Origin of the sequence: Paracoccus sp. Ld10, assembly GCF_045064235.1 — a bacterium.
GTDB lineage: Bacteria > Pseudomonadota > Alphaproteobacteria > Rhodobacterales > Rhodobacteraceae > Paracoccus.
On sequence record NZ_JBISHD010000004.1, the window covers coordinates 178,850 to 202,947 of the forward strand.

Consider the following 24,098-nt stretch of genomic DNA (forward strand, 5'->3'; position numbering starts at 1 on the left):
ATGCCGGTCGCGGCAATGGAAAAGGGTTCAGGCAGTCAGCCCCTCGGGCTCTGGCAGGCCGGCAGACCGGCAGCAGGCCGTCAGCGTATTGGCCAGAAGACAGGCGATGGTCATCGGCCCCACGCCGCCGGGAACCGGAGTGATCGCGCCGGCGACCGTCACCGCACTGTCGAAATCGACATCGCCCACCAACCGGCTGCGCCCGTTCTCGGTGATGCGGTTGATGCCGACATCGATCACGGTGGCGCCGGGCTTGATCCAGTCACCCGGGATCATCCGTGGCCGTCCGGTCGCGGCAATCAGAATATCGGCGCGGCGACACAGATCGGCCAGATCGCGCGTGCGGCTGTGTGCGATGGTGACGGTGCAGTTTTCGCGCAGCAGCAGCTGCGCCATCGGTTTGCCGACGATATTGCTGCGCCCGACCACGACGGCATTCAACCCCGACATGTCGCCCAGCTGCGCGCGCAGCATCATGATGCAGCCCAGAGGCGTGCACGCGACCATCGCCTTCTGGCCCGTGGCCAGACGGCCCACGTTCAGGATGTGGAACCCGTCCACGTCCTTGGCGGGGTCGATGGCGGTGATGACGGCGTCGCTGTCCAGATGGGACGGCAGCGGCAGTTGCACCAGAATCCCGTGGACCGCAGGATCGGCATTCAGGCGCGCGATCAGCGCCATGAGCGCCCCTTGCGTGGTGTCTGCCGAGAGCGTGTGTTCGAACGAGGCCATCCCCGCCTCGCGGGTTTGCAGGCCCTTGTTGCGAACATAGACCTGGCTGGCGGGATCCTGTCCCACCAACACGACGGCAAGGCCCGGCGTTATGCCTCGGGCGCCAAGCGCGCTGACATGCGCGGCGATCCGGGCGCGGACCTCGGCCGAAAACCCCTTGCCGTCAATCAGGGTCCCCGTTGGGGATGGTGCCGTGGAAAGGGTCATGTCGCTGCAGCCTCTTGTTGGGTCGCGGCCAGTTCCAGCGCGTGCCACAGCGCCGCCGCAAAACTGCGCATTCCGATCACCGCGACACAGTCGGGCGAACGGCGGATGACGAAAACGCTGGTGTGATGCAGCCCGGTCCGTGTGGCACAGCCCGGGGCAAAACCATGCAGGTTCAGATTGACCAGCTTTTCCAACAGCCGGATCAGCGGCGCCGGGCCCGCCTCGGAGGCGATCTCGACGACGCTGAAGGCATCGGTCTGTTCGGTGATCGTGCAGCCCGGCGCCTGATCTGCCAGCAGGGCGGCGAAATCCTCGGCCGCGCGGCCCGGCGCCTCGATCATCCATTGATCGGGGCCGGTCCAGAAGGCCGAGACGCCGGGCGCCTGTGCCCATTGCCCCGGCCCCGGCAGCGCCAGGCCGAACGGCGCGGGATACGCCGCACCACGTCGCAGCGCCAGCGAGGCCAGCGCGATTTCGGGCCGTTCGGTCAGGCGGATCGCGCCAAAGCGCCGGTCGGCAGCGGCATCACCGCCAAGAGCCGTGAGAGGGATCAGGTCAGTCACGCAGACGGCCTCCTTCTGGATCGACGAAATGGGCCGACACGACCCGCAGTCGGATCTGCTGTCCGGCCAGGGGATTGGCGGCGGTGACGACTTCGCCCATGCGCGCGCCACCGTCCATCAGGAACCCCAATCCGATCTGCGACCCGACATGCGGCGAATAGCAGGCGGACGAGATCCAGCCCTGATCGGTCTCGGTCGACTGCGCCGCCCCATCCGCGAACAGGTGCGATCCGGCGACGACCGGCGCATCGGCATCGACGGGTTGCAGGCCGACCAGAACCCGCCGTTCCGCCACCATCCCCTCGCGTCGTGACATGACGGCGCCGATGGCGTCTTTCTTGGTCGAAACCATGCGGCCCAGCCCCAGCATCTGCGCGGTCGTCTGGCCGTTCAGCTCATTTCCGGCGGCATGGCCCTTTTCGATGCGCAACACGCCAAGCGCCTCTGTCCCATACGGTATGGCACCCAGATCAGCCCCCGCCTCCAGCAGCCGCGCCATCACCGCATGGCCATAGCGGGCCGGGACCGCGACCTCATAGGCCAACTCTCCCGAGAACGAGATGCGGAACAGCCGCGCACGCAGCCCGTCGCACAGGGTCAGGGTCGCGCAGGCCATGAAGGGAAAGGCCGCGTTCGACAGATCGAACCCGTCCACGACCCGCTGCAACAGCCGGCGCGTCTGAGGACCTGCCACGGCGATCTGCGCCCAGGCATCGGTGGTCGAGATCAGCTGCACGTCCAGGTCCGGCCAAAGGCACTGGCGGGCGAATTCCATGTGACGATAGACCGGACCGGCCTGCGCGGTGGTGGTCGTGACGACGAAATGATCCGCGGCCAGACGGGCGCAGGTGCCATCGTCCCACGCGCCGCCATCCTCGCGCAGCATCAGGCCATAGCGGACCATGCCCACCCTGAGACTGGCCATTGGATTGGCATAGAGGCGGTCCAGGAACTCTGCCGCATCGGCGCCTTGCACATCCACCTTGCCTAGCGTGGTGACATCGCAGATGCCGACGGCGCTGCGTACCGTGCGCACCTCGCGATCGACGGTCGCGCGCCAGTGCGTCTCGCCGGGGCGGGGAAAATATTGCGCCCGCATCCATGCACCGACCTCGGTAAAGACCGCGCCCTGCGCCTTGGCCCAGTGATGGGTCGGCGTCAGGCGGCAGGGGCGGAAATGCGGGCCCGTATCGCCGCCGCCCAGAACCGACAGCGACACACCCGTATAGGGCGGGCGGGCGATGGTCGTCCCGGTCTGGGCGATCGTTTTTCCGGTCAGTTCGGCCATGACCGCCAGCGCGGTGACATTGGCCGTCTTGCCCTGATCGGTTGCCATGCCAAGCGTGGTCCAGCGTTTCAGATGCTCGACCGGGCGCATGTTTTCCTGATGCGCCAGGGTGATATCCTTGACGGTCACATCGTTCTGGAAATCGACCCAAGCCCGGCGTTTGCCCGGGACCTGCCAAAAGGGCGTCAGGTTCAGCGGTTGATCCTCGGCGCGCGGTAGGTCCGGCGTCAATGCGGTGATGCCCAGATCGCCAAGCGCCGCCACGGCCGCCACGGCCCCCGAAACCAGCGCCGCGCCGGTCGATCCCCGCCCGGCTGCGGCACCCGCGACGGTCAGGCCCACGGGCCCACCCTTGCCCGGCAGGAATGCCTGCAGATCGTCGTTCCAGACAGGACGCCCGCGGTGATGCGAGGCGATCTGGATATTGGGGTTCCACCCCCCCGCAACGCCAAGCGCACCACAGTTCAGCCACTCGACCCCGGCGCTGCTGCGGACCTGAACGGCGGACAGGCCAAGCCTGCCCTTGCTGCCCGCGACCTCCGCCCCGGCGATGACACGATATCCCTCGGCCCGCGCGTCCATGCGGGTGTCGATGACGGCTGCGATGTCGACGCCCTTGGCCAGCAGATCGCGGGCGGTGCGGTGGCCGTCATCATTGTTGGTAAAGATCGCGACCTGCCGTGCCGGACTGACCGCCCATCGGTTCGCATAGGCGCGCATCGCGCCCGACAGCATGATGCCGGGGCGGTCGTTGTCGGCAAAGGGGATATGCCGCTCGGTCGCGCCCCCCGCCAGGATGGTCCGCGCGGCGGTGATGCGCCACAGCGTCTGGCGAACCGCGCCTCCGGGCACGGGCAGATGGTCCGAGACACGCTCGACCCCGCCATAGACGCCGTGATCAAAGGCTCCGAATATCGTCGTGCGGCGCAGGATGCGCATGTTGGGCAGGCTGTCCAGCTCGGCCTCGATGCGTGTCAGCCATTCGATGGCTGGCGCATCATCCAGCGGATGCGTCTCTGCCAGCAGGCGCCCGCCAAGGCGGGCATCCTCATCGGCCAGCACCACCTGCGCCCCGGCCCGCGCCGCCGTCAGTGCCGCCGCCAGACCCGCCGCACCGCCCCCGATGACCAGCAGATCGCAGTGCAGGAAACCCTTGTCATAGGCATCCGGGTCGGGCTGCATCGAAAGCCGCCCCAGTCCAGCCGCGTGACGGATCGCGGGTTCATAGACCTTCTCCCAAAAGGCGCGGGGCCACATGAACGTCTTGTAATAGAACCCGGCAGCGAAAAAGGGCGACAGCAGGTCGTTCACCGCCAGCAGGTCCCGGCGCAGCGAGCCGACGCGGTTCTGGCTGTTGGCGGTCAGGCCGTCATACAATTCGGCCATGGTGGCACGGGTGTTGGGCTCTTTGCGGGGGCCGTCGCGCAATTCGACCAGGGCATTGGGTTCCTCTGATCCGGCAGCAAAGACGCCGCGTGGACGGTGATACTTGAAGCTGCGACCCATCAACCGCACATCATTGGCCAAGAGCGCCGAGGCCAGCGTATCACCGGGATGGCCGGTGTAATGGCGCCCGTCAAAGGTAAAGCCAAATGTGCGGCTGCGGTCGATCAGGCCGCCGGACAGGCGTGTCATGCCGCATCCTCCGGTCTGCGCATCGCCACATCCCGCGCCAGTTCGGCGCCCAGGATTTCATGCGTGACGGTGTCGCGTGTCACGACCAGCCACGATCGGTCGCCCTGTTCATGATACCACAATTCGCGGTGCACCCCGGCAGGGTTGTCGCGCAGATAGACGTAATCGGCAAAGGCCGCGGCGGCCCCGGCGGCCATGCCATCGGGACGGTCCATGAGCCGCGCATCACCCAGATAGGTGAACTCTTGCGCGTCACGCAGCCCGAGAAGGGGGTGTGGGATCAGCATGGCAGGTCCTCAATGCAGGTTCGGCGTGGCACCCACGCCCTTTTCATCAATCACAAGGCCGCGTGCGAACCGGTCCAGCCGATAGGCCCGCGCAGTGACATGGGGTGCATCACGGGCCATCAGATGCGCAAAGGCATAGCCGCTGGCAGGTGTCGCCTTGAACCCGCCATAGCACCAGCCCGCATTCAGATAGAGCCCCTCGATCGGGGTGCGGTCGATGATCGGGCTGCCATCCATCGACATGTCCATGACCCCGCCCCACGCGCGCAACAGACGCGCCCGGCCGATCATGGGCATCAGGGACATGCCGCCTTCGGCCACATCCTCGATCACCGGCAGATTGCCGCGCTGCGCATAGGAGTTATAGCCGTCGATATCCCCGCCAAAGACCAGGCCACCCTTGTCGGACTGGCTGACGTAAAAATGCCCCGCCCCATAGGTGATGACGCCGGGAATGACCGGTTTCAGCCCCTCCGAGACAAACGCCTGCAGCACGTGGCTTTCGATGGGCAATCGCATTCCCGCCATGGACATGACCCGGCTGGACGATCCCGCGACCGCCACGCCCACCTTGCGCGCGCCGATCAGGCCCCGGCTGGTCTCTACGCCCGTGACGCGCCCGGCTTCGATGCGAAAACCGGTCACCTCGCAATTCTGGATCAGGTCGACGCCGCGCCGGTCTGCGCCGCGCGCATAGCCCCATGCCACGCCATCGTGGCGCGCCGTACCGGCCCGGCGCTGCAACAGCCCGCCCTTGATCGGAAAGCGGGCATTGTCGATATTGAGATAGGGCGCCATCGCCCGGACTTCTTCGCGGTCCAGCAGCTGGGCATCCGCCCCGGCCAGCAGCATCGCATTCCCGCGCCGGCGATAGGCATCGCGCTGCGCATCGGTATGACACAGGTTCAGGATGCCGCGCTGGCTGACCATGGCGTTGAAGTTGAATTCCTGCTCCAGCCCCTCCCACAACTTCATCGAGAATTCATAGAACGGCTCGTTCCCCGGCAGCAGGTAGTTCGAACGGATGATCGTCGTGTTCCTGCCGATATTGCCCTGCCCAAGCCAACCTTTTTCCAGAACCGCGATGCGCGATCCCTCGAATGCCGAGGCCAGATAATAGGCGGTGGCCAGACCGTGGCCACCACCACCGACGATGATGTAATCATAGGCGGGCTGGGGATCGGGGTTGCGCCATAGCGGCTTCCACCCCTTATGCCCCGTCAGCGCCTCTTTCAGAACGCGAAAGCCTGAAAAATGCATGTCTTGGATCTCCGTGTCACAAGCATGTTGCCACAGGCATGCCGCCCGACCTTGTCCGTACAGGACATTCATTTGACTGTTTCGGACATTCATGACAATTCTGTCACGTGCAACCGCGGCAGGATCATGGACATCGCGACCGAACCCCTGCGCTATGGCTTCCTGCTGATGCCGGGCTATGCGCTGATGTCCACCGCCTCGGCGACCGAGCCGTTGCGCGCCGCCAACCTGCTCAGCGGGCGGGTGCTTTACGACATGCGGTTCCTGTCGGTCGGCGGCGGCTGGATGCGCAGTTCGGTCCAAGGCGCGTTCCTGACCCAGGATCTGTCCGAGGCGGGCGACGATCTGGACATCCTCTTTGTGGTGGCGGGCGGTGATCCGCTGGCGCAGCGCGATGGGCGGGTCCTGTCCGTCCTGCGCCGGCTGTCGCGGCAGGGCGTGGCGCTTGGCGGAATTTCCGGTGGTGCTGCCATTCTGGCGGCGGCAGGCCTGCTGTCCTCGCGGCGCTTCACGATCCACTGGCAGCATATCGACGCGATGCGCGAAACCTATCCCGATGCCCTGATAGAGCGGCGCCTGTTCGTCATCGACCGCGACCGCTTTACCTGTGCGGGCGGCATGGCGCCGTTGGACATGATGCATGCGCTGATCGCCGCGCGGCATGGGTCTGCCCTGGCGCGGTCGGTCAGTGAATGGTTCATCCATACCGGTATCCGCGAGGCGAACGACCCCCAACAGCTGGACCCGGCACGGAAATACGATCTGCACCATCCCGCCCTGATCGCCATGGTCGAGCTGATGCACAGCCATCTGGCCGACCCCCTGACGCTGGAGGATCTGGGCCAGCTGGCGGGCCTTGTTCCCCGCCAGCTGGAGCGGCTGTCGCGGGCCCAACTGGGCCACAGCGTCATGCAGTTCTATCGACATCTGCGGCTGGACAAGGCCAATGACCTGCTGAGCCAGTCAGGCCTGCCCCTGCCCGAAATCGCCCTGATCACCGGGTTTGCCAGCCCCAGCCATTTCAGCCGCGCCTTTCGCGCCCGCTTTGGGGTCAGCCCCTCGGAACGTCGGCAGGCGCGGCGCATGACGTGACCGGGCACCGTCAGATGTCCAGCGTGTTGTCCCGCTCCCACTGCGTCAGATGCGAACAGTAGCTGCCCCATTCCTTGGTCTTCAGCTTGACATAGGCGTTCGAGAACTCGGGACCCATGGCCCGTTTCAGCACCTCGTCGCCGTCAAAGACGCGGATGGCGTCCAGCAGGTTCAGGGGCAGCAGCGGCGCGCCCGTGACCGTGTGGCCTTCGGTATACATGTCGATGTCGTGCCGCGGGCCGGGATCGGCCTTGCTTTTCAGGCCGGACAGGCCGGCGGCGATGATGACGGCCTGCAGCAGATAGGGGTTCACCGCCCCGTCCGGCAGGCGCAGTTCGAACCGCCCCGGGCCCGGCACGCGGACCATGTGGGTCCGGTTGTTGCCCGTCCATGTCACGCTGTTGGGCGCCCAGGTCGCCCCCGAGGTCGAACGCGGCGCATTGATCCGCTTGTAGCTGTTGACCGACGGATTGGTGATCGCCGCCAGCGACGACGCGTGTTTCATGATGCCGCCCAGGAAATGACGCCCGCGTTCCGACAGGCCCAGTTCGGCCGTATCATCGGAAAACGCGTTGCGACCGCTCTCGCTTTCCCAGACCGAGATATGGGCGTGACAGCCGTTGCCGGTCATCCCCATGATGGGCTTGGGCATGAAGGTCGCGCGAAAGCCGTATTTCTCGGCGATGGTGCGGACCATGAACTTGAAAAAGCTGTGCTTGTCGGCGGTGGCCATCGCCTCATCGTATTTCCAGTTCATCTCGAACTGGCCGCAGGAATCCTCGTGGTCGTTCTGATAGGGCTCCCAGCCCAATTCCAGCATATAGTCGCACATCTCGGAGATCATGTCGTAACGGCGCATGATCGCCACCTGATCATAGCAGGGTTTGACCGCCGTATCAGCCGTGTCCGCCACCGCGGTGCCATCGGCGTTCAGCAAATGGAACTCGGCCTCGATCCCGGTCTTGACGACCAGCCCCATTTCCCTGGCCTCTCCGATCAGGCGACGCAGGACGTTGCGCGGTGCCTGCGCCAGATCGGCGCCCTCCATCACACAGTTCGAAGCGACCCACGCCACCTCTTTCTTCCACGGCAACTGGATGACAGAGGACGGGTCGGGCACGGCCAGCATGTCGGGATGCGCAGGCGTCAGGTCCAGCCAGGTGGCAAAGCCCGCGAAACCCGCGCCGTTTTCCTGCATGTCCGCGATGGCTTGTGCAGGCACCAGTTTGGTACGTTGACTGCCGAACAGGTCGGTATACGAAATCATGAAATATTTGACGCCGTTCTTACGGGCGAATTCGGCAAGGTCCGTCATCGGCTGGTTCCCTGTTACGTGATTGGGGGTCCGGGGCGGGAGGCATTGTCCCGCCCTTCTGGAGGGTCGTCAAAAGCCGGTCTGTCCCGGGATCCAGTTCGTGCCGGACAGGGGAACGCCGGCCATGGCGGCAGCCTCGATGGTCAGGGCGCACAGATCTTCGGGTTCCAGGTTGTGGACATGGCTCTTGCCACAGGCGCGGGCGATGGTCTGGCATTCCAGCGTCATCACCGACAGATAGTTGCGCAGCCGACGCCCGGCCAGAACCGGGTCCAGCCGGGCCATCAGTTCGGGGTCCTGGGTGGTGATGCCCGCCGGGTCGCGCCCTTCGTGCCAGTCGTCATAGGCGCCGGCAGTGGTGCCAAGCTGACGGTATTCGTCCTCCCACCGCGGATCATTGTCGCCAAGCGCGATCAGCGCCGCGGTGCCGATGGACACGGCATCCGCGCCAAGCGCCAGCGCCTTGGCGACATCGGCGCCATTGCGGATCCCGCCCGAGACGACCAGCTGCACCTTGCGGTGCATCCCCAGGTCCTGCAGCGCCTGCACGGCGGGACGGATGCAGGCCAGGGTGGGCTGGCCGACGTTCTCGATGAACACGTCCTGCGTCGCCGCGGTGCCGCCCTGCATGCCGTCCAGCACCACCACATCGGCCCCCGCCTTCACCGCCAGCGCGGTGTCGTAATAGGGGCGCGCGCCACCGATCTTGATATAGATCGGCTTTTCCCAGTTGGTGATCTCGCGCAGTTCCAGCAGCTTGATCTCCAGATCATCCGGGCCGGTCCAATCGGGGTGACGGCAGGCCGAGCGCTGGTCGATGCCCATGGGCAGGTTGCGCATCCGGGCCACGCGGTCGGTGATCTTCTGGCCCAACAGCATGCCGCCGCCACCGGGCTTGGCGCCCTGCCCCACCACCACCTCGATTGCATCGCAGCGGCGCAAATCGTCGGGGTTCATCCCATAGCGCGATGGCAGATACTGATAGACCAGCTTTTCGGAATGGCCCCGTTCCTCGTCGGTCATGCCGCCATCGCCGGTCGTGGTCGAGGTGCCGGCCATCGTCGCGCCCCGGCCCAAGGCCTCTTTCGCATTGGCCGAAAGCGCACCAAACGACATGCCCGCGATGGTGATCGGGATCTTCAGCTCGATCGGCTTTTTGGCAAAGCGCGTGCCCAGCACGACCGAAGTGTCGCATTTCTCACGATACCCCTCCAACGGATAGCGGCTGATCGAGGCGCCCAGAAACAACAGATCGTCGAAATGCGGCACCTTGCGTTTCGCACCACCGCCACGGATGTCATAGATCCCGGTGGCCGCCGCGCGGCGAATTTCGGAATTGACATCGTTCGAATAGGTCCAGCTGTGCCGGGGCATGGTCTGCGGGGTCTTGTCCATCACTTGCTCCTCAATATGCGTCGGCGTGATCGACGTTGAAATTGTACAGCCTGCGGGCCGAACCATAGCGGCGAAATTCTTCGGGCTTTGCCTGCGCCCCGGCGCGCGTCAGCAGGTCCGCCAGCAGCTCCAAGTGCTCGGGACGCATCTCTTTCTCGATGCAGTCGGCGCCAAGCGATTTGACATCGCCGCGCACGAACAGACGCGCCTCGTACAAACTGTCGCCAAGCGCGTCGCCCGCATTGCCCAGCACAACCAGATTGCCCGATTGCGCCATGAACGCTGACATGTGGCCGATATTGCCATGCACCACGATGTCGATCCCCTTCATCGAGATTCCGCAGCGCGAGCTGGCATTGCCCTTGATGACCAGCAGGCCACCCTGACCGGTGGCGCCCGCATATTGGCTGGCATCGCCCTCGACGATGACGGTACCCGACATCATGTTCTCTGCCACGCCCGGCCCGACCGATCCGGTGACCCGGATCGTCGCCTGTTTGTTCATGCCGCCGCAGTAATACCCGGTCGAACCCTTGACCGTCACATCCAGCGGCGCGTCGAGGCCCACGGCCAGCGCATGTGCGCCGCGGGTGTTCTCGATGACCCATTGGGTGGTGTTGGTTTCGCGCGACTGACCCTGCAGCGTGGCGTTCAATTGGCGCAATTCGGTCGAGGCCATGTCGATGATCTGCATCTCAACGCTCCCAGAAATAGACGGTGGCGGGTTCAGGCTCCCAGACCCGCGCATCTTCGATGCCGGGCAGGTTGGCCAGTGCGCGGTATTCCGAGCCAAAGGCCACATAGTCGTCGGTTTCGGCCATGACGGCGGGTTTGCAGGCGATGGGGTCGCGGACGACCCCGAACCCGTTCTTCGTACCCACGACAAAGGTGAAGAATCCGTCCAGATCCTTCAGCGTGCCTTCCAGCGCACGGCCCAGGTTGTCGCCCTCGGCCAGACGTGACGAGATATAGCAGGCGGCGACCTCGGTATCGTTCTGGGTCTGCGGGACAAAGCCCTTGCGGGCAAGCTCGCGACGGACCCCGTTATGGTTCGACAGCGAGCCGTTGTGGACCAGGCACTGGTCTGTGTCGGTGGAAAAGGGATGCGCGCCCAATGTCGTCACCGCGCTTTCCGTCGCCATCCGGGTATGGCCGATGCCGTGGCTGCCGGTCATCTGGCGGATACCGAAACGGGCGGCGACATCGGCGGGCAGGCCGACCTCCTTGAAGATCTCCATGGCAGTGCCGGCACCCATCACCCGGATGCCCTTTTCGGTCATGAAGGCGCGCACCTGGGTCTCGCTGCCCTCGGGCAGGTGCAGGACCGCGTGCGTATCGACCGCCCGCATCCGCACCTGCAGGCCCAGCAGCGCGGACAGCGTCTCCTCCAGCCCGGCAAAGCTCTCGTCGGGGGTGTCGGACTGGATCGTCATCTTCAGCGCGTCGGACTCATCGCCATAGATTGCGATGCCGGCACTGTCCGGCCCGCGATCGGTCATGGTGATCAGCATGTCTGTCAGAAGATCGCCAAGGCGCGGACGCAGGTCGTCCGTCTTCAGGAATAGGCCCACAATGCCACACATATCCATCTCCGTTCAGCTTGGCGGTTCCGCCATCTGCTGCCACGTAAATGCAATGTGTTTTGCCTTACAAGATATTTTTATTCTTATACAGAAATAAGCCCGGGGCGCTTAGTTTTTAGGCAATCTCCGTCATCCCGCCTGCGGATAGCAGATGATCGAAAGATAGCGCGATGGCAGTTCCAGAAGCTGTTCGGGACCATGCGGCGCGTCCGCGTCAAAGATCAGGCTATCACCCGGCTCCAGCTGATACAGCCGTTCGCCATGGCGATAGCCCAGCCTGCCTTCCAGCATATACAGCATCTCGATCCCCTCATGCTGGAAGGTCGGAAAGCGGTCGCTTTCGGCGCTGAGGACGATCAGGTAGGGTTCGACAACCACGCCCGAGCTGTTCGAACCGATATGACCCAGCAGGTGATACTGATGGCCCGCACGGGTGCCGGCGCGATCGACCTCGACCGCCATGCCCGATTTGACATGCATGGCACCGCGCGGCTCTTCGTAGCCCGAAAACAGCTGTACGATCGGCACCCGCAGCGCATCGGCCAATGTCTGCAGCGTGTTCAACGAGGGCGAGATCACGCCATTCTCGATCTTGGACAGCATGCCAACCGACAGTCCGGCCTGAACCGCCAACTCGGACCCGGTCATACGCTGGCGATGCCGCAACTCCCGGACCTGACGCCCGATCGCAGCCTCGAGGTTCTTCTCTCGGCCGAGGCGCAGGGCATGCGGGTCCTGATTGAGTGGAGCATCCGGCTTGGCCTTTGGTCGCGGCATCTTCATTTGTATCCGTTCGTCTGTGTGAATGCCGAGCCCTTCGACGCAAGCCCGACTGAAACCGGCCGGAATACCCTGCGCGACTGGCGCGCTGTTTCGGCATGCACGACCCTCACGCTTTTCCCCGGGATCTGCAAGATTGGCGGGCTGCTGTTGTCGTGTCCGGGCGCGTTCGCTGAACCGGAGGCGATCATTGTCGTCGAACCGGCCGCGGCCAGACGCGCAGGCCGCCACCTGTAGGCGCAGCGGAAACCGGACGACGGATACAGATCCCTAATTGTCGCAGGTCCCATTTCGCCTGAAAACATCCCACTGAAAGAGTCGGTCCATTCTCATGCGGCCCCTATGTGGCGCCCCCCCCCGGTCGCCTCCGCGCGACGCCTTCAGCGCCGCTTGCGTTCCTGAATCACGCAGAGCGACGGTCCGCCGGGTGACGGGGGTGCCGTCTGTCATGGCGGGCGTTTCGTCCGTACGGGCTTGCCCAGGGACCGCCGCAGAGCGCAATCAAATGCGAAACCATGCCGCGACCGTTCGGAATTTGGTGCGCCATGCGGGCGGTCTGGCCCCGCCAGCATGGCTGACATGTCCCGCAACGACCTGGCCTGTCCGGGACCGACCGCGCAGAGAGCATCCTATCCGACAGATGACGGGGACCATCGGCCCGCCGTCGACATCGCTGCAAAATGCGCCCGGCCTCGGACAGGCCAGGCGCAGGCGCCATCAGTGGACCACACCGCTGCCACCGGCGACGGTGATGGTGTAGGGTGTGCCCTCGACTTTGATCGTGCCCAGTTCGGACAGGTCCCCGGTCGAGATGCGGCGGATCACGCCGGCATTCGGGTCGGTGATCACGATCTGGTCCCCGGCCATCGCGATGCGCGGGCGCGGGTCGTTCCAGTGGCCATCCATCGAATAGGGTTCGGTGACGCGGGCCGACGCCTCGATATTGCCTGCAAGCATGTCGATGCGGTGCAGCGTTCCGTCCTCGGTCAGCACATAGGCATCGGAGGGCCTAACCGGGTCCAGCACAAAGTCCACCCGGCGGAAGGGCAACGCGATCCGTCGGAAATGCGGCTCATCGACCGGGTCGATCACGACCAGCCCATCGGGGCCGTGGTTGCCCAGAAACATCTGAATGGCGTTCGACCCCAGGATCGTGCCCGTGGTCACGTCCTGCGGCAGATCGGCGGGGTATTCCAGCATGTCGAATTGCGGTCCGTCCGAACCGTCCGTGACGGTCAGCGCACCCTCCTCGCAGCCCGCGACCAGATAGGCGCCGGAAAACGCCTCTCCGTGGATGCCGGTGCAGGTGGCCAGATCGCCCGTGGCCGCGCCCTGGTCGTCAAAGGCCTGCAGGCCAAGCCGCGGAACCGACGCATCGCCCGTCACCTCCTGGTCGGCCGCGACGGTGGACAGCCACGCATCGCCCATGGGCGCGACAAAGCCGTGATGGGCACGGGCCTGCGGGAACCGCTGTGGCGCGACCTCTCCGCGCGCCAGAGCCGCACCGTCGATGATCTCTCCATAGCCGCCGCGGTCATAGTTGATGGCGATCCGTCCGTCGTGTTCGACCAGATGAAAGGGGCGCGGGCCGGTCAGGACGGTGTCGATGGCCGTGGGGTCGGCCACGGCGATATCGGCGTGATCGCCGTGGTCGTCAAAGGAAATGCCGCTGTTCAGAAAATGTACGGCGTCGTCGTCCGACTGCACGGCGGCCACGACGGCCCCGCCCGCGACGGTGAACAGCTTGGACTGGCCAGTCGTCCGGAACGTCCAGCGATGGTCCGGATCGGACAGGTCGATCGCGGTGATGCGACCTTCGGCGTGATCGCCGACGAACAGACGATACAGCGTAATGTCGCCGTCATGCGCATGATCGTGGTCGTGGTCGTGGCTGTCCTGCGCCACGGCGGCGCTGGCCAGCATCAGGGCAAGGGCGCTGGCGCCGGCAAGGGTTCTGGTCATCATGGGTCTCCTTTGGTGTGGAATTGGATCAGCAGGCGGCAAACGCCACGCTGAAAGCGCCGCCATCGCGCCGCATCATCGGCAAGAAAGCGGGGGCGCGGATCGCGCGGCCCGGAACATCGCATCGCAAGAAAGCATGCCCGCCAGCGCCGTTCCGGCCTTGGCCCGGAACACGCGAAACACTGCCACGAATGGCATCCAGAACCGCTCTGCCACGATGAGCAGGGTCATCAATCGTACCGAAGACGATGTTACAGACAATTGGAAAATATAGACAAATACCGAAGCGGGCAGCAGACGGACTAATGCCCACCACCGCATGCGGCAGTTATTGCGCCCCGTTGTCGGCCGACCAGTTATGGATTTGAACGATACGGATTTTCCCGACCCGTCAGCCTTGATCATCATGATCCACAAGCCGCCGGAAATCGTCCGCATCGCGTGATGCTTTGCCGCGTCGTTGACGATGCCCACCGGCACAACCGTCGAGGGGACGCGAGCATGTGGGCGTGATGATTGTCGATACACAGCAAATCTCCGCGATTCGATGCGTAATAACATTACGTTTACGCGATGTGCAAGCGCACACCTCCGACCACGTCACAACACCAGGACAACGCTCTGCGAACCGGCACAAAACTGTTTGCCAGACGCGCGCGCTGTTGGCCGGCACCGACTCTGACCCGTGTCAGCGTCCCGGCCTGAACGACCAATACCAATGCTATGACGGCGGCCGGCACAGCCCAGAATGGTGGTGCCACAGGCAACACGACCAACATGCATCCACCCGGACGCAACCGCGCCATGCTCGCCCAACGATCGTCGGATGGACCAACGCCACCGGAGCTTGCAGCAAAAGGGCGGTCACAAAATGGAACGTCCCCCGCGTCAGGACCCTTGCGACCTGTCCCAGGGTGCCGGAGACCGTGCCGCAGAAGAACCTGCGCTTGGTCAGATGGAAGGCCTCCGGGAACGCATTGGGGTCGTGCAGATGGTCGGCGGTCATAAGTGTACCAATCGATCAGGAGGTGCACGGCGGCCAGACAATATTGCCGTCAGTACCGTGGCCGCACCTGTCGCAATGATTTGCCATCACGGCATCGCGGCGATTATCTCGAACGGTGGCTGTCACGGCATTCGTGGCTCTGCGTCGGAAGCGCCCGTCACGAAAGGATTTCATCCCTCTCGCTGTTGTCGCAGCAGGTGTCGTCATCGGCTTTCCGTTCCGGACGGCCCTTGCCTTGCAGCACATCATCTCTGCGCGCTCCATCGTGTTCATCGGGCTAATACGGCTGGCGACCGCCATCTTTGGCATCCTGCCCGGTGGGGAGCGGCCAGCGCCGGCATTCTGGGCCTTTTCCTTGCGGGGGCAGTCTGATCGTCGGCCTCTATGCCTGGTCGCAAAGCACGGACGACACGCTGATCGGTGACCTGACGATGCTGGCCGCGATCATCCTCTGCGGCCCTCGCTACGCGGATGGAGCGGTCCTGTCCCGTCGGCTCGGCGGCTGGCAGGTCATCTCTTGGGCACTGGCACTTGCCGTGCCCGCCATGGTCATCGTCGCAGCGATCACACGGCCCGGTGACTGGAGCCGCGCGACCGTTCCGGTCTGGATGGGTCTGGCTTATCTGACCGTCTTCAGCATGCTGATCTGTATCGTTTGCTGGTATCGCGGCCTTGCCCATGGGGGCATCGCTGCGGTCGGTCAGTTGCAGCTTCTTCAACCCTTTTCCGGGCTGATACTGGCAGGGGTACTTTTGTGTGAACCTGGTTGATGGTCGCGGCGACAAAAGTGATCGTGCACAACACATCATCGACCAATGGGAGAGGGCTCAGCTGATCATCACGACAGACAGGGACGAGCAGGCTGATTGCGCCAGCGCGGGCGCCCTCCGCCCTGTAGCTAACGCCCAGTCACTCCCATATCTGCACCAGGTAGACGTCGCCAATGCCCATCGTCGTAACGGATGTGCCGAAACGATCCAGCCTGCCTCGCGCGGTCCAGAATTGAAAATGGTTATGGCTGGATGGTTCGGATGACTGAATGCGACGATATTACCGCGTAGCGTTTCCATAAGAGGCCAAGTGCGGCACCCTCGAACAACATAGCGTTCGTGATGTCAGGTGGTGAGCTTGAACGACTGGCGTTGCGGCGCGACTGGCGGTGAGCGTCTATCGCATCGCCCCCTCTAGCCTCCAAGGATACGCTTTGCGGGACAAAGCTGACCGCACCCGCGGGACTGTGAATATCAGCGTCCTGACTGCTGAAAAATGCTTGGCCTCAACGTCGTGGCCAACCAGCGAATATTCGACCTGCATCGCGATGGGTCCCGGCACGCGTCGTTCCGCAGCGATGGTCAGGCTTTCATCGCCAGCCGTGCTGGCATGTCCGACAGTGACCTTGCCGGCCCGCACCAGATCATCAAGCGTCTGTCCGATCCCCTCGACCGGGGTGACGCCATCCCGGATATGTATTCAGGAGAGATCAATATACTCGGCGCCCAACCGCCGCAGCAGGCATCCAGCGCGCGGTAGATGTTCTCTTTGATCCTGCCCTGCGGGCATGGGGGCTCAGGCACCGTGTTGATCGTCTGTCAGATACCGACGCGAACTGTCGGAGCCAAATTTCGCTGCCAGCATGATCTCGTCGCGCGTGCCGGTTTCCATAAAATTGCCCCCGCGTCGCGGTAGGCATCAAAGATGGCGCAGGACCCTGCCTCATCGACGCCCCAGTTGTCTGAGCCAAATGTCCTCATGCCAGGACACAGAGGGCTGACGACCGACCGGATCGGCCGAGGGTATAGTAGCAGACAAGGGACATGCTGTTGCCAATGCTCCATCGTGAACGATACGAACCACGTCCGCTTCTTGCGGAACTCTTTCCATTGACCACGAGAATGTGCAGGAAAAGCCCATACTCGCGCTTTGGAACAACGGCGGCGATGGGGTCACTGCGTCAGCAGTTATGGGGCGTTCGGCAACAAGCAACAGCTTTTTCTGGAAGCGATGGGCCGCAATGAGGGTGATCACACTGCTTAAGAACGGGCGATCACCGACGCGTCGACCGCGCGTGACGCTGTGGCCGGGATGCTGCGGGTAGCGGCAATTCTGCGTACCGGCCAGACGACACCCAGCCATCCAAGAACCGACAGCAACGCCGGCTGAAAAGCGAGCAGTAACCGACCCCGTCTGCAACGGGCCATTCCCAGTCCGCCCTGCCGCACCCGCGACAGGATGACACAAAAACTCCGGCCGGGCCGAAACAGCCACGCCGACAAAGGTCAGACCCCACCGCAGGGTCAGCGCCCGCGACAGCCCCAAAGGCACCAATGCACCCCGCCCGGCCCATGACGACAATCGCCTGAACACCGCTGCAGACGGCAACGCCGCGACCAGTATCAGCACCGCAGATGCAGGCCAAACAAGGCGGGGGCCGATAGAGTGGGCGACACGGGATAAAGAACCATCATCGCAACACATGACACCCTGGGACATGGCGCATCCGGTTTCAGGGGTGCGCTCTGGGGGTGCAGCTGCCGCGTGACCTTCAGCAGGACGACCAGCGTCCCGGCCACAAAGATCGTCCGCCATGCTATCCAGACGGGTGCCGGACGCAGCAGGAAACGGGCAATCAACCAACCGCGAACAGAGGAGAGGGATGCTGTCATCGCGAACCGGTCAAAGGCAGCTGATCAGACCTGTGGCAAGGGCCGACGTACGACAGAAACACCGTGCCGCCGCTGAGAGACATGCGACGCCTGCCAAGCCAGTCGCCTTCACGTCCGGCCGACGAGGCAGTATCGCCAGGGAGGGGACATAACCTCCGGCCATTAGTTCTAGCGCCTGTATGTCCAGCGCGAGATCGGCCACCAATTGCGGGCACTACCATGGCAAGCATCGGCACATCGACGATGGTCAGCGCCATTCCCGGCCACAGTGCTGCAAAACACTGATCACCCTCCGGACAGGTGCATCGTGCATGATATCATTCTCATGCAACCCAGGATGTTGTATGATGGCACAAGCCAAGACTTTCATGTGGCAGGTAAAGTCGCCCCAGATGGGAACCCGGATGTGCAAGGTCACACGCCTTTCTCGCCTTTTGGATGTGCTGTTGCATATCGCGAGAGCAGACGCGCCGATGACCTTCCAACAGATCGTTGTGATGCTGGCATTAAACGCTGTCATGGCGAGGCAGAGCGCGGCGATGGCGGCGGATGGTTGATCACAAAGAGAACAGACGAAATCACCGTTCTGGACGTCTATCGCCAGCTGCACGCGCCATCCCTGTTTGCCTTTGGCGTCTCAAATCCCAGCCCCTAACGCCTTATGAAGCAGTCCGTGAACACAGCGATCACGGTTACGATCCAAAACGTGACAGGCGCCATCCGTGGCCAGTTCCGTGATCTGTCCCTGTCCCATATCGACGTTGATATTCAACGCCGGATGCAAAGCATCGGTCACCCTGCCAAGGCATGGATCGACAGAACGACGCGCGCCGGAAAACAGGGATACGGCATGAACCTGCACTGAACCATGTTCCGTTTAGACCCCATGATTGCGAAGTGAGCTGACTGGGTCAGCGGCCTCTCCCGCGGCATTCTCCGTTCGAGGGTTGCGCCAGATTGGCTGGCGCCGGGCCTCAAGAATGGGGAAGAGACCGCATGGAAGAGAGCCGAAGTCAGGCACGACCCAGTCCAGCCCTGTCAGCCGCAGCAGGCTCCTGACGAAGCCCCCTCGCCATTATCACTCGGACCGGTGGCGTTCCCATGGCTCGATCTGGCGAAGCGCCATTCCGATTAGCACTTTCATGGTCAGGCAGGTCTGGATGGCGGCGTCGCTGAACGTTTGCGACCTGCCCCTCTTGCCGGAGGGGTTGGCATCCCAGTTCATCTCGGGATCGAACCGGACGGTCAGTGACCCGCGACGCTTCAAAGCCTCATTGTAGGCAGCTCAGTTCGTGGTCCTATACGTCTGAGGTATCGGTTTGCTCATGCGGACCAGCGAGCACACTGGACTCACCGCATGAATCCCTCACCAGCTTTCTGCAACAGAGCCGTTAATATCTCGTAACTTTACTACGTTCACCGGTCTTTCCCTTCCAAGCAAGTTTTTATCCGTACCATCCCTTTTCGGCTTGCTGAACGGTCTTCGGGTGAACATTCGGTTCGGGCTATCAATAGTTACGGGAACACCGCTGCTATTACCGTCGTTCCTAGGTCAGCTAAGGAAAGAAGCGCGATGGACGGAATTGAAATCCCGATATCTGAAACCAAAATGACCAAGACCGTGAACCAGGTTACAATCGCCATTCCGGTGCGCGATGAGGGGACACGAATCGGACGTTTGCTCGCCGCACTGGCCGAGGCGGCTCAAGGCTGTGGGGCATCGGTCTCAGCGCTGGTACTGGCCAATGATTGCGTGGATGACAGTATAGCGGTCGCACAGAGCTTTTCGCATCCTGCGCTGCGGGTACGGATCCGCGAAATGCGTTTCCCTACCGGGCTGGCAAGTGCGGGAAAAGCGCGTCGCGTGGCCATGGATATGGCAGTGCAGCCGGGCGGGTTGTTGATGACCACTGATGCCGATGCAGTACCAAATCGGAACTGGATCGCTGCAGCGCTGGAGGCGGTCCGAGCGGGCGCTGATCTGGTCTGCGGTGCAATCACCGCCGAGGCGCCGCATGTGCTGGCGACCCGGTCCGGTGCGCGCATCACTAAAGCTGAGATTGCCCATGCTGCCCTGCAAAACGAAATCCGCCATGGGCTGGACCAGATTGCCGGGCGCCAGCCGATGGGCGGGGTCCGGCCGCACTACGTGGAGTCGGGCGCCTCAATGGCAATCCGGGCCGATAGCTATATATCTATCGGCGGTTTGCCAGCGCGGGACCATTCCGAGGATCGCGCGCTGGTCCATCTAGCCGAGATGAAGCAGTTGCGCATCTGCTATGCGTCCAGCATGACAGCCCGCGTGTCGGCTCGCTTGAATGGTCGTGCCGAGGGCGGGATGGCAGCCTGTCTACGCCACCGGATGCAGCATCAGAACCCACTAGCCGATCAGGCAATGCTGCCTCCCGAGTTGCTGCAACGGATGTGGGCTGAGGCGATGGCTACGGGCCATGCGCCCTATCCTTGCCGCTGCGATCCCCCGGGCCTCCGCTTGCGCGCCTCAGATCTGGAGGCGGCATACCCAGCTCTTTGCGCGCTGGTCGAGCAGACCGTCCGCCCAGACATTGCCCGCTTGGCGCAGAGCGGGCGCGTTGCGCTGGTGGCGCAATGACCCACCTTTCAAACCTAAACGCCGACGCGGCATCGTTGGATCTTGCTTGCCGCCTGTTGGATGATGCACCCTGGGACGGGGTCGATGGCCCATCCGGACCGTCGCTGGCCGCGGCTTTGCGAGCGAGCGGCCTGCTGGCGCAGTGCGCGACGCTGGCCCATCATCCATCCGATCCCCTCCATCTAATGGACGCATTGCGGCGCGTTGGGCAATCCAACCTATCTGCGGGCCGAATCTTTGAGGGCCATGTTAATGCCGTCAAGTTGCTGCGCTTGTACGAGGGTCCTATGAATGCAGTCCGTCAGGGGAAGTTGCATGGCATCTGGGGTGCGGACGGCCCAGACCCTGCGCGGCTGGAAGGGGGCATACTGCGCGGGCAGAAGCTGTTCGCCAGCGGCGCGGATGTACTTGACCGGATGATCGTCACTGTTCGATCGGTTGACGGGCTGCGCCTGCTATTGCTGTCGCGCGACCAGCTTTCCGAACGGCTGTTTCCGGACGAATGGCAGGTGTCGGGGATGAAGGCCACGGCATCGGGACGCTGTAATCTCGACGGCGTTGCGTTGGCCGACACAATCCCCCTTGGGCCGCCCGACGCGTACATGACCGAGCCGCATTTCCATGGCGGCGTTTGGCGCTATGCTGCTGTGCAGCTAGGCGCCATGCAGGCGTTGACTGCGCTAACGGCAGATCAGCTGGTCGCGCGTAACCAGCAGGCGGCCCCACTGCAGGCGATGCGGCTGCACAGAATGATCCTGTCCTGCGAGACCGCCCGCCTGTGGTTGACACAGGCTGCCGGCCGGGTGGAACATCCGGATGCCCGCCCGGCCGATGCAGAAGCCGCGATCCTCGCCCGCTTGCGCACTGCGGAAGAAGCCGTATCTCTACTCACGCAGATGGATCAGGCGCTTGGCGCGGCCTCTTATGCCACGGCACATCCCGCCGACCGCATCCGGCGGGATCTAAGTCTTTATATAAGGCAAGCTGGGCCGGACACGCTAGCCTTGGCCTCGGTGACACGTATCCTTTCCGATCCTGGACTGCGTGACAGGTGGATCGGATGAGCGGGTTTTTGGATCAGGTCACAGATGCCCCCTGTGTCACTGCCGCGGAACTGCTAAGCGGTCGCCAACTGGTCGTGCTGGCTCCGCATCCTGACGACGAGACCTTGGGTTGCGGTGCGCTGCTGTACGACGCCGCCGCAGCGGGAACCGAATGTCACATCATCTGCATTACAGACGGATCACGGTCACATCCAGGATCTAAGCTTTGGTCAGCTGCGCGACTGGCCAATGCGCGCCGGCAGGAGTTGTTCTCAGCCTGCGCCTTCCTGGCACCTTTGGCGCAAGTGACGTGGCTGGGATATCCCGATTGCGAGGCGCCTGACGATGACGATGCCGTAGAGCAACTGTCGGACTTGATCCCAAACCAAGCGCTGGTTCTGGCCAGCTGGGACGGCGATCCGCATATCGATCATCAACAGGTCGCACGGCTGGCTCGAAACCTGGCAAAGCAGCGTCACGACCTTGCACTGGCGTTCTATCCAATTTGGGGGCGCTTCACCGATCAGACGGTGCCTGCACGACAGATCGATGCGACGGATGCTGCGCGGGCGGCTAAGGCACAGGCGCTGGCTTGCCATCGAACACAGATGACAGGGGTAATCCATGACGACCCTCAAGGCTTCGTCATGACAAGGGCGCACCAAACCCATTTCCTCACCCATCCGGAGATCATCATTGCCCTGTAAGGACACGTTGGACCACCTGATGCAGCTCTATGCAGCGAATGATGATCCGTGGAACCATCGCACCAGCAAATATGAGGCAGCAAAATATGCCGCCAGCCTAAACGCCCTCGGTCCTGGACCTTTCCGCGAGGCGCTGGAAATCGGTTGCGGGAATGGCACGCTAGCTGTGCGGCTGGCCCCTCGCTGTACCCGCCTGACGGTGATGGAGTGCATCCCCGCGGCCGCCAAATCCGCCCGCCGGGCGCTTGCGTCGCAGCCACAGGTTAACGTGATTGAGGGGGTGGCACCGGGCGATCTGCCCGATCTGCGTCCCGATCTGGTCCTACTATCCGAGGTCTTGTACTTTCTGACCCCGAACGAGATTTCCGTTTTAGGCCAATGGCTGATCGAACGCACATCCGGCCCTGTCATCGCGGTCAATTGGACTGGCTCAACCGACGAGACTTTGGACGGTGCCGAAGCCGTAACGCTCTTGGCTGCGGTTCTAGGGACACCTGCCACAACTGATCATGGCCAATACCGCATCGACCGTTTCAATTGAATGTTCACTTCGACGAGGTCTGAGTGCTGCAATGGGCATGGACGTCGTCCGGGCAATCCAGATGCTGTCAGGCTGGTGACAGATCGGAGCGTGGTGGGCGCAAGGCCGCTATGATTTGGATCGGCCCTAAAACAAGCCGCAGCGCGAGCTTCCGGCGGCTTTCTTCCCTTATTGTCGTCAACCTTTTTGGTTAAGTTTGTCGTGTAACTTAGCAGGAGGCTTAAATCGGGGAAAACGCTTCTCAGGAATTGATATTGCAACGCCATTTCGAGGATCTTGTCCAATATGAGCATGGCGGGAGCCGACGAAAAAGACACCAAACCCCCTCATTTCAACTCTTTCGCCGCGCGCCAACGTACCTTCGATCGTTTTGAAGGTAATATTGACTGAAGCCTCTACCGCTTTTGGGGATAGATGAGGTCTCTCTGCAGCGATCTTATTAATCAGTTCAGAACGCACCATCAGATGTTCCTTTGGGTAAGATCCGACCGATCCAGAATTTAAGATCTCAGCCCTAGAAGAGATTTTTGTGTTCCCGCGTTATCCGCTAGTTCTGAAAGATGTAGAGATTCCCGCACAAGCGTGTCCAATGTCTTGCTGTACCGCCTCTAAGCCCCGGTTTTTCCGGATCGCGTTGGGAAGCCTTGCCAAAAAATCCTGACATTAATGCCAAACATTTCCGACCTAGACTGGAACTCCACTGCGGGACGCCCAAGGGATCGCTGCCCGCAGAGTAGTCCATGCCTCAACCTGCCGCTACCCGGTCAGGGTGGATTTCAATTGGTTACACGGTCGCGCCCATCTGTTGGCCGAGCTGTCTCGCTCGGTGCGGTTAGTGATTCCCGTGTGGCGCGGTCCTCAACGTTCCGCAGCAGATCGCAGCGTAAGAAGTGCCCCGCCCGCCCCGGATGCCGTCATACCAGATGGCTCTCCATGAACCAGAGGTCCTTGTCCGCCGTGCGCGAGGCTGCGGTGAAAATGTCGGCCGTGTTCGCGTCACCGGCTTCTTCCGTGGAGTCGATGGCAGTGCGCAGCTTCTCGCCATGGTCGCGCATCCGGGCGCAGATCTCTCGGATATGGTCCTCAGATTTGGTTTTGTCGGTGGGGTAGGCCGCTAACGTGCTCTCCTTGGCGACGATCTCGGCCGTCCCAAGCGCGACTCCGTCCAGCACTTGGACCCGCTCGGCCATGACGTCCAGGTGTCCCAGAAGGTTTTCATGCACCGTATCCAGAAGCTCGTGCACGGCGATAAAATTCATTCCTTTCAGGTTCCAATGCGCCTGCTTGATCGCCATTCCCAAGGCAAGGCCATCGGCAAGGCGTGCGTTGAGTTCGGACACGGCAGTCTTGCGGGCGTTGTCGGTCAGACCCTTCACGTTAACGGGCATCCTCATCTCCTGTTTGGGTTCGACAAGACAACACAGGGAC

General features: G+C 62.9%; 23 protein-coding genes and 1 pseudogene. 9 read left to right on the plus strand and 15 right to left on the minus strand.

The window, feature by feature from the left end; genetic code table 11:
- Nucleotides 1–27: 27 nt before the first annotated feature.
- Genes folD through ACJJVR_RS02125 form a run of 5 tightly spaced genes read right to left on the minus strand, consistent with a single transcriptional unit; the run spans nucleotide 28 to nucleotide 5,972 of the window.
- A complete protein-coding gene (gene folD, locus ACJJVR_RS02105) occupies nucleotides 28–939 on the minus strand; it encodes a bifunctional methylenetetrahydrofolate dehydrogenase/methenyltetrahydrofolate cyclohydrolase FolD (protein WP_405401853.1) in 912 nt (303 codons plus the stop codon).
- Nucleotides 936–1,502, minus strand: coding sequence for a sarcosine oxidase subunit gamma (locus ACJJVR_RS02110; RefSeq protein WP_405401854.1), 567 nt, complete (start codon nucleotides 1,500–1,502; stop codon nucleotides 936–938). Before ACJJVR_RS02110 ends, folD begins: the two co-directional genes overlap by 4 nt.
- The gene (locus ACJJVR_RS02115; RefSeq protein ID WP_405401856.1) at nucleotides 1,495–4,425 is read right to left on the minus strand and encodes a sarcosine oxidase subunit alpha family protein; all 2,931 of its coding nucleotides are present in this window, start codon (nucleotides 4,423–4,425) and stop codon (nucleotides 1,495–1,497) included. The genes ACJJVR_RS02110 and ACJJVR_RS02115 overlap by 8 nt, the downstream gene beginning before the upstream one ends.
- A complete protein-coding gene (locus ACJJVR_RS02120) occupies nucleotides 4,422–4,712 on the minus strand; it encodes a sarcosine oxidase subunit delta (protein ID WP_405401857.1) in 291 nt (96 codons plus the stop codon). Before ACJJVR_RS02120 ends, ACJJVR_RS02115 begins: the two co-directional genes overlap by 4 nt.
- A gap of 9 nt (nucleotides 4,713–4,721) precedes the next feature.
- Entirely contained in the window at nucleotides 4,722–5,972 is a 1,251-nt protein-coding gene (locus ACJJVR_RS02125) for a sarcosine oxidase subunit beta family protein (protein WP_405401859.1), read from the minus strand.
- Between the two features lie 126 nt (nucleotides 5,973–6,098).
- Here ACJJVR_RS02125 and ACJJVR_RS02130 point away from each other — a divergent pair, with 126 nt between their 5' ends.
- On the plus strand, nucleotides 6,099–7,064 hold the full coding sequence (locus ACJJVR_RS02130) for a GlxA family transcriptional regulator (RefSeq protein ID WP_405401861.1): 966 nt from the start codon (nucleotides 6,099–6,101) through the stop codon (nucleotides 7,062–7,064).
- 10 nt (nucleotides 7,065–7,074) lie between these two features.
- Here ACJJVR_RS02130 and glnT read toward each other — a convergent pair whose 3' ends face one another.
- From glnT to ACJJVR_RS02155, 5 genes are all read right to left on the minus strand, one after another.
- Nucleotides 7,075–8,379, minus strand: a complete 1,305-nt coding sequence (gene glnT / locus ACJJVR_RS02135; RefSeq protein ID WP_405401862.1) for a type III glutamate--ammonia ligase — start codon at nucleotides 8,377–8,379, stop codon at nucleotides 7,075–7,077.
- A gap of 69 nt (nucleotides 8,380–8,448) precedes the next feature.
- Nucleotides 8,449–9,774: an FMN-binding glutamate synthase family protein gene (locus tag ACJJVR_RS02140; RefSeq protein WP_405401864.1), complete on the minus strand. Its 1,326-nt coding sequence runs from the start codon at nucleotides 9,772–9,774 to the stop codon at nucleotides 8,449–8,451.
- A gap of 10 nt (nucleotides 9,775–9,784) precedes the next feature.
- Nucleotides 9,785–10,468 carry a protein GlxC gene (locus ACJJVR_RS02145; protein ID WP_405401866.1) on the minus strand — a complete coding sequence of 228 codons (684 nt, stop codon included), beginning with the start codon at nucleotides 10,466–10,468 and terminating at the stop codon, nucleotides 9,785–9,787.
- 1 nt (nucleotide 10,469) lies between these two features.
- On the minus strand, nucleotides 10,470–11,357 hold the full coding sequence (locus tag ACJJVR_RS02150) for a glutamine amidotransferase family protein (protein ID WP_405401867.1): 888 nt from the start codon (nucleotides 11,355–11,357) through the stop codon (nucleotides 10,470–10,472).
- Between the two features lie 129 nt (nucleotides 11,358–11,486).
- The gene (locus ACJJVR_RS02155; protein ID WP_405401868.1) at nucleotides 11,487–12,134 is read right to left on the minus strand and encodes a helix-turn-helix domain-containing protein; all 648 of its coding nucleotides are present in this window, start codon (nucleotides 12,132–12,134) and stop codon (nucleotides 11,487–11,489) included.
- Between ACJJVR_RS02155 and ACJJVR_RS02160 the strand changes: the two genes are divergently transcribed.
- Nucleotides 12,015–12,374, plus strand: a complete 360-nt coding sequence (locus ACJJVR_RS02160; RefSeq protein WP_405401911.1) for a hypothetical protein — start codon at nucleotides 12,015–12,017, stop codon at nucleotides 12,372–12,374. The two genes, ACJJVR_RS02155 and ACJJVR_RS02160, sit on opposite strands and share 120 nt — an antisense overlap.
- Before the next feature lie 480 nt (nucleotides 12,375–12,854).
- Here ACJJVR_RS02160 and ACJJVR_RS02165 read toward each other — a convergent pair whose 3' ends face one another.
- Both ACJJVR_RS02165 and ACJJVR_RS02170 read right to left on the minus strand, forming a co-directional pair.
- Entirely contained in the window at nucleotides 12,855–14,102 is a 1,248-nt protein-coding gene (locus ACJJVR_RS02165) for a hypothetical protein (protein ID WP_405401870.1), read from the minus strand.
- 72 nt (nucleotides 14,103–14,174) lie between these two features.
- Nucleotides 14,175–14,573: a hypothetical protein gene (locus ACJJVR_RS02170; protein WP_405401872.1), complete on the minus strand. Its 399-nt coding sequence runs from the start codon at nucleotides 14,571–14,573 to the stop codon at nucleotides 14,175–14,177.
- A gap of 849 nt (nucleotides 14,574–15,422) precedes the next feature.
- On the opposite strand from ACJJVR_RS02170, the gene ACJJVR_RS02175 reads away from it, so the two are divergent.
- From ACJJVR_RS02175 to ACJJVR_RS02185, 3 genes are all read left to right on the plus strand, one after another.
- Nucleotides 15,423–15,875 (plus strand): EamA family transporter, encoded by a 453-nt coding sequence (locus ACJJVR_RS02175; protein ID WP_405401874.1) that lies wholly within the window; start codon nucleotides 15,423–15,425, stop codon nucleotides 15,873–15,875.
- A 496-nt stretch (nucleotides 15,876–16,371) separates the two neighbouring features.
- Nucleotides 16,372–16,635 (plus strand): hypothetical protein, encoded by a 264-nt coding sequence (locus ACJJVR_RS02180; RefSeq protein ID WP_405401875.1) that lies wholly within the window; start codon nucleotides 16,372–16,374, stop codon nucleotides 16,633–16,635.
- 1,477 nt (nucleotides 16,636–18,112) lie between these two features.
- Nucleotides 18,113–18,325, plus strand: coding sequence for a hypothetical protein (locus ACJJVR_RS02185; protein WP_405401877.1), 213 nt, complete (start codon nucleotides 18,113–18,115; stop codon nucleotides 18,323–18,325).
- 443 nt (nucleotides 18,326–18,768) lie between these two features.
- On the opposite strand, the pseudogene ACJJVR_RS02190 reads toward ACJJVR_RS02185, so the two are convergent.
- A pseudogene (locus ACJJVR_RS02190) lies at nucleotides 18,769–19,035 on the minus strand (transposase); the annotation flags it as partial.
- 342 nt (nucleotides 19,036–19,377) lie between these two features.
- Between ACJJVR_RS02190 and ACJJVR_RS02195 the strand changes: the two are divergent.
- From ACJJVR_RS02195 to ACJJVR_RS02210, 4 genes are read left to right on the plus strand one after another with little or no spacing between them, the layout of a single operon-like run.
- Nucleotides 19,378–20,379 (plus strand): glycosyltransferase, encoded by a 1,002-nt coding sequence (locus ACJJVR_RS02195; protein WP_405401879.1) that lies wholly within the window; start codon nucleotides 19,378–19,380, stop codon nucleotides 20,377–20,379.
- Complete coding sequence (locus ACJJVR_RS02200) at nucleotides 20,376–21,443, plus strand: acyl-CoA dehydrogenase family protein (protein WP_405401881.1); 1,068 nt, start codon at nucleotides 20,376–20,378, stop codon at nucleotides 21,441–21,443. Before ACJJVR_RS02195 ends, ACJJVR_RS02200 begins: the two co-directional genes overlap by 4 nt.
- Nucleotides 21,440–22,129, plus strand: a complete 690-nt coding sequence (locus tag ACJJVR_RS02205; RefSeq protein WP_405401883.1) for a PIG-L deacetylase family protein — start codon at nucleotides 21,440–21,442, stop codon at nucleotides 22,127–22,129. Before ACJJVR_RS02200 ends, ACJJVR_RS02205 begins: the two co-directional genes overlap by 4 nt.
- Before the next feature lie 7 nt (nucleotides 22,130–22,136).
- A complete protein-coding gene (locus ACJJVR_RS02210; RefSeq protein WP_405401885.1) occupies nucleotides 22,137–22,670 on the plus strand; it encodes an SAM-dependent methyltransferase in 534 nt (177 codons plus the stop codon).
- A 177-nt stretch (nucleotides 22,671–22,847) separates the two neighbouring features.
- On the opposite strand, the gene ACJJVR_RS02215 is transcribed toward ACJJVR_RS02210, so the two are convergent.
- Both ACJJVR_RS02215 and dps read right to left on the minus strand, forming a co-directional pair.
- Nucleotides 22,848–23,132: an HU family DNA-binding protein gene (locus ACJJVR_RS02215; protein ID WP_405401886.1), complete on the minus strand. Its 285-nt coding sequence runs from the start codon at nucleotides 23,130–23,132 to the stop codon at nucleotides 22,848–22,850.
- Nucleotides 23,133–23,584: 452 nt separating this feature from the next.
- Complete coding sequence (gene dps, locus ACJJVR_RS02220; protein ID WP_405401887.1) at nucleotides 23,585–24,058, minus strand: DNA starvation/stationary phase protection protein Dps; 474 nt, start codon at nucleotides 24,056–24,058, stop codon at nucleotides 23,585–23,587.
- Between the last annotated feature and the right edge of the window lie 40 nt (nucleotides 24,059–24,098).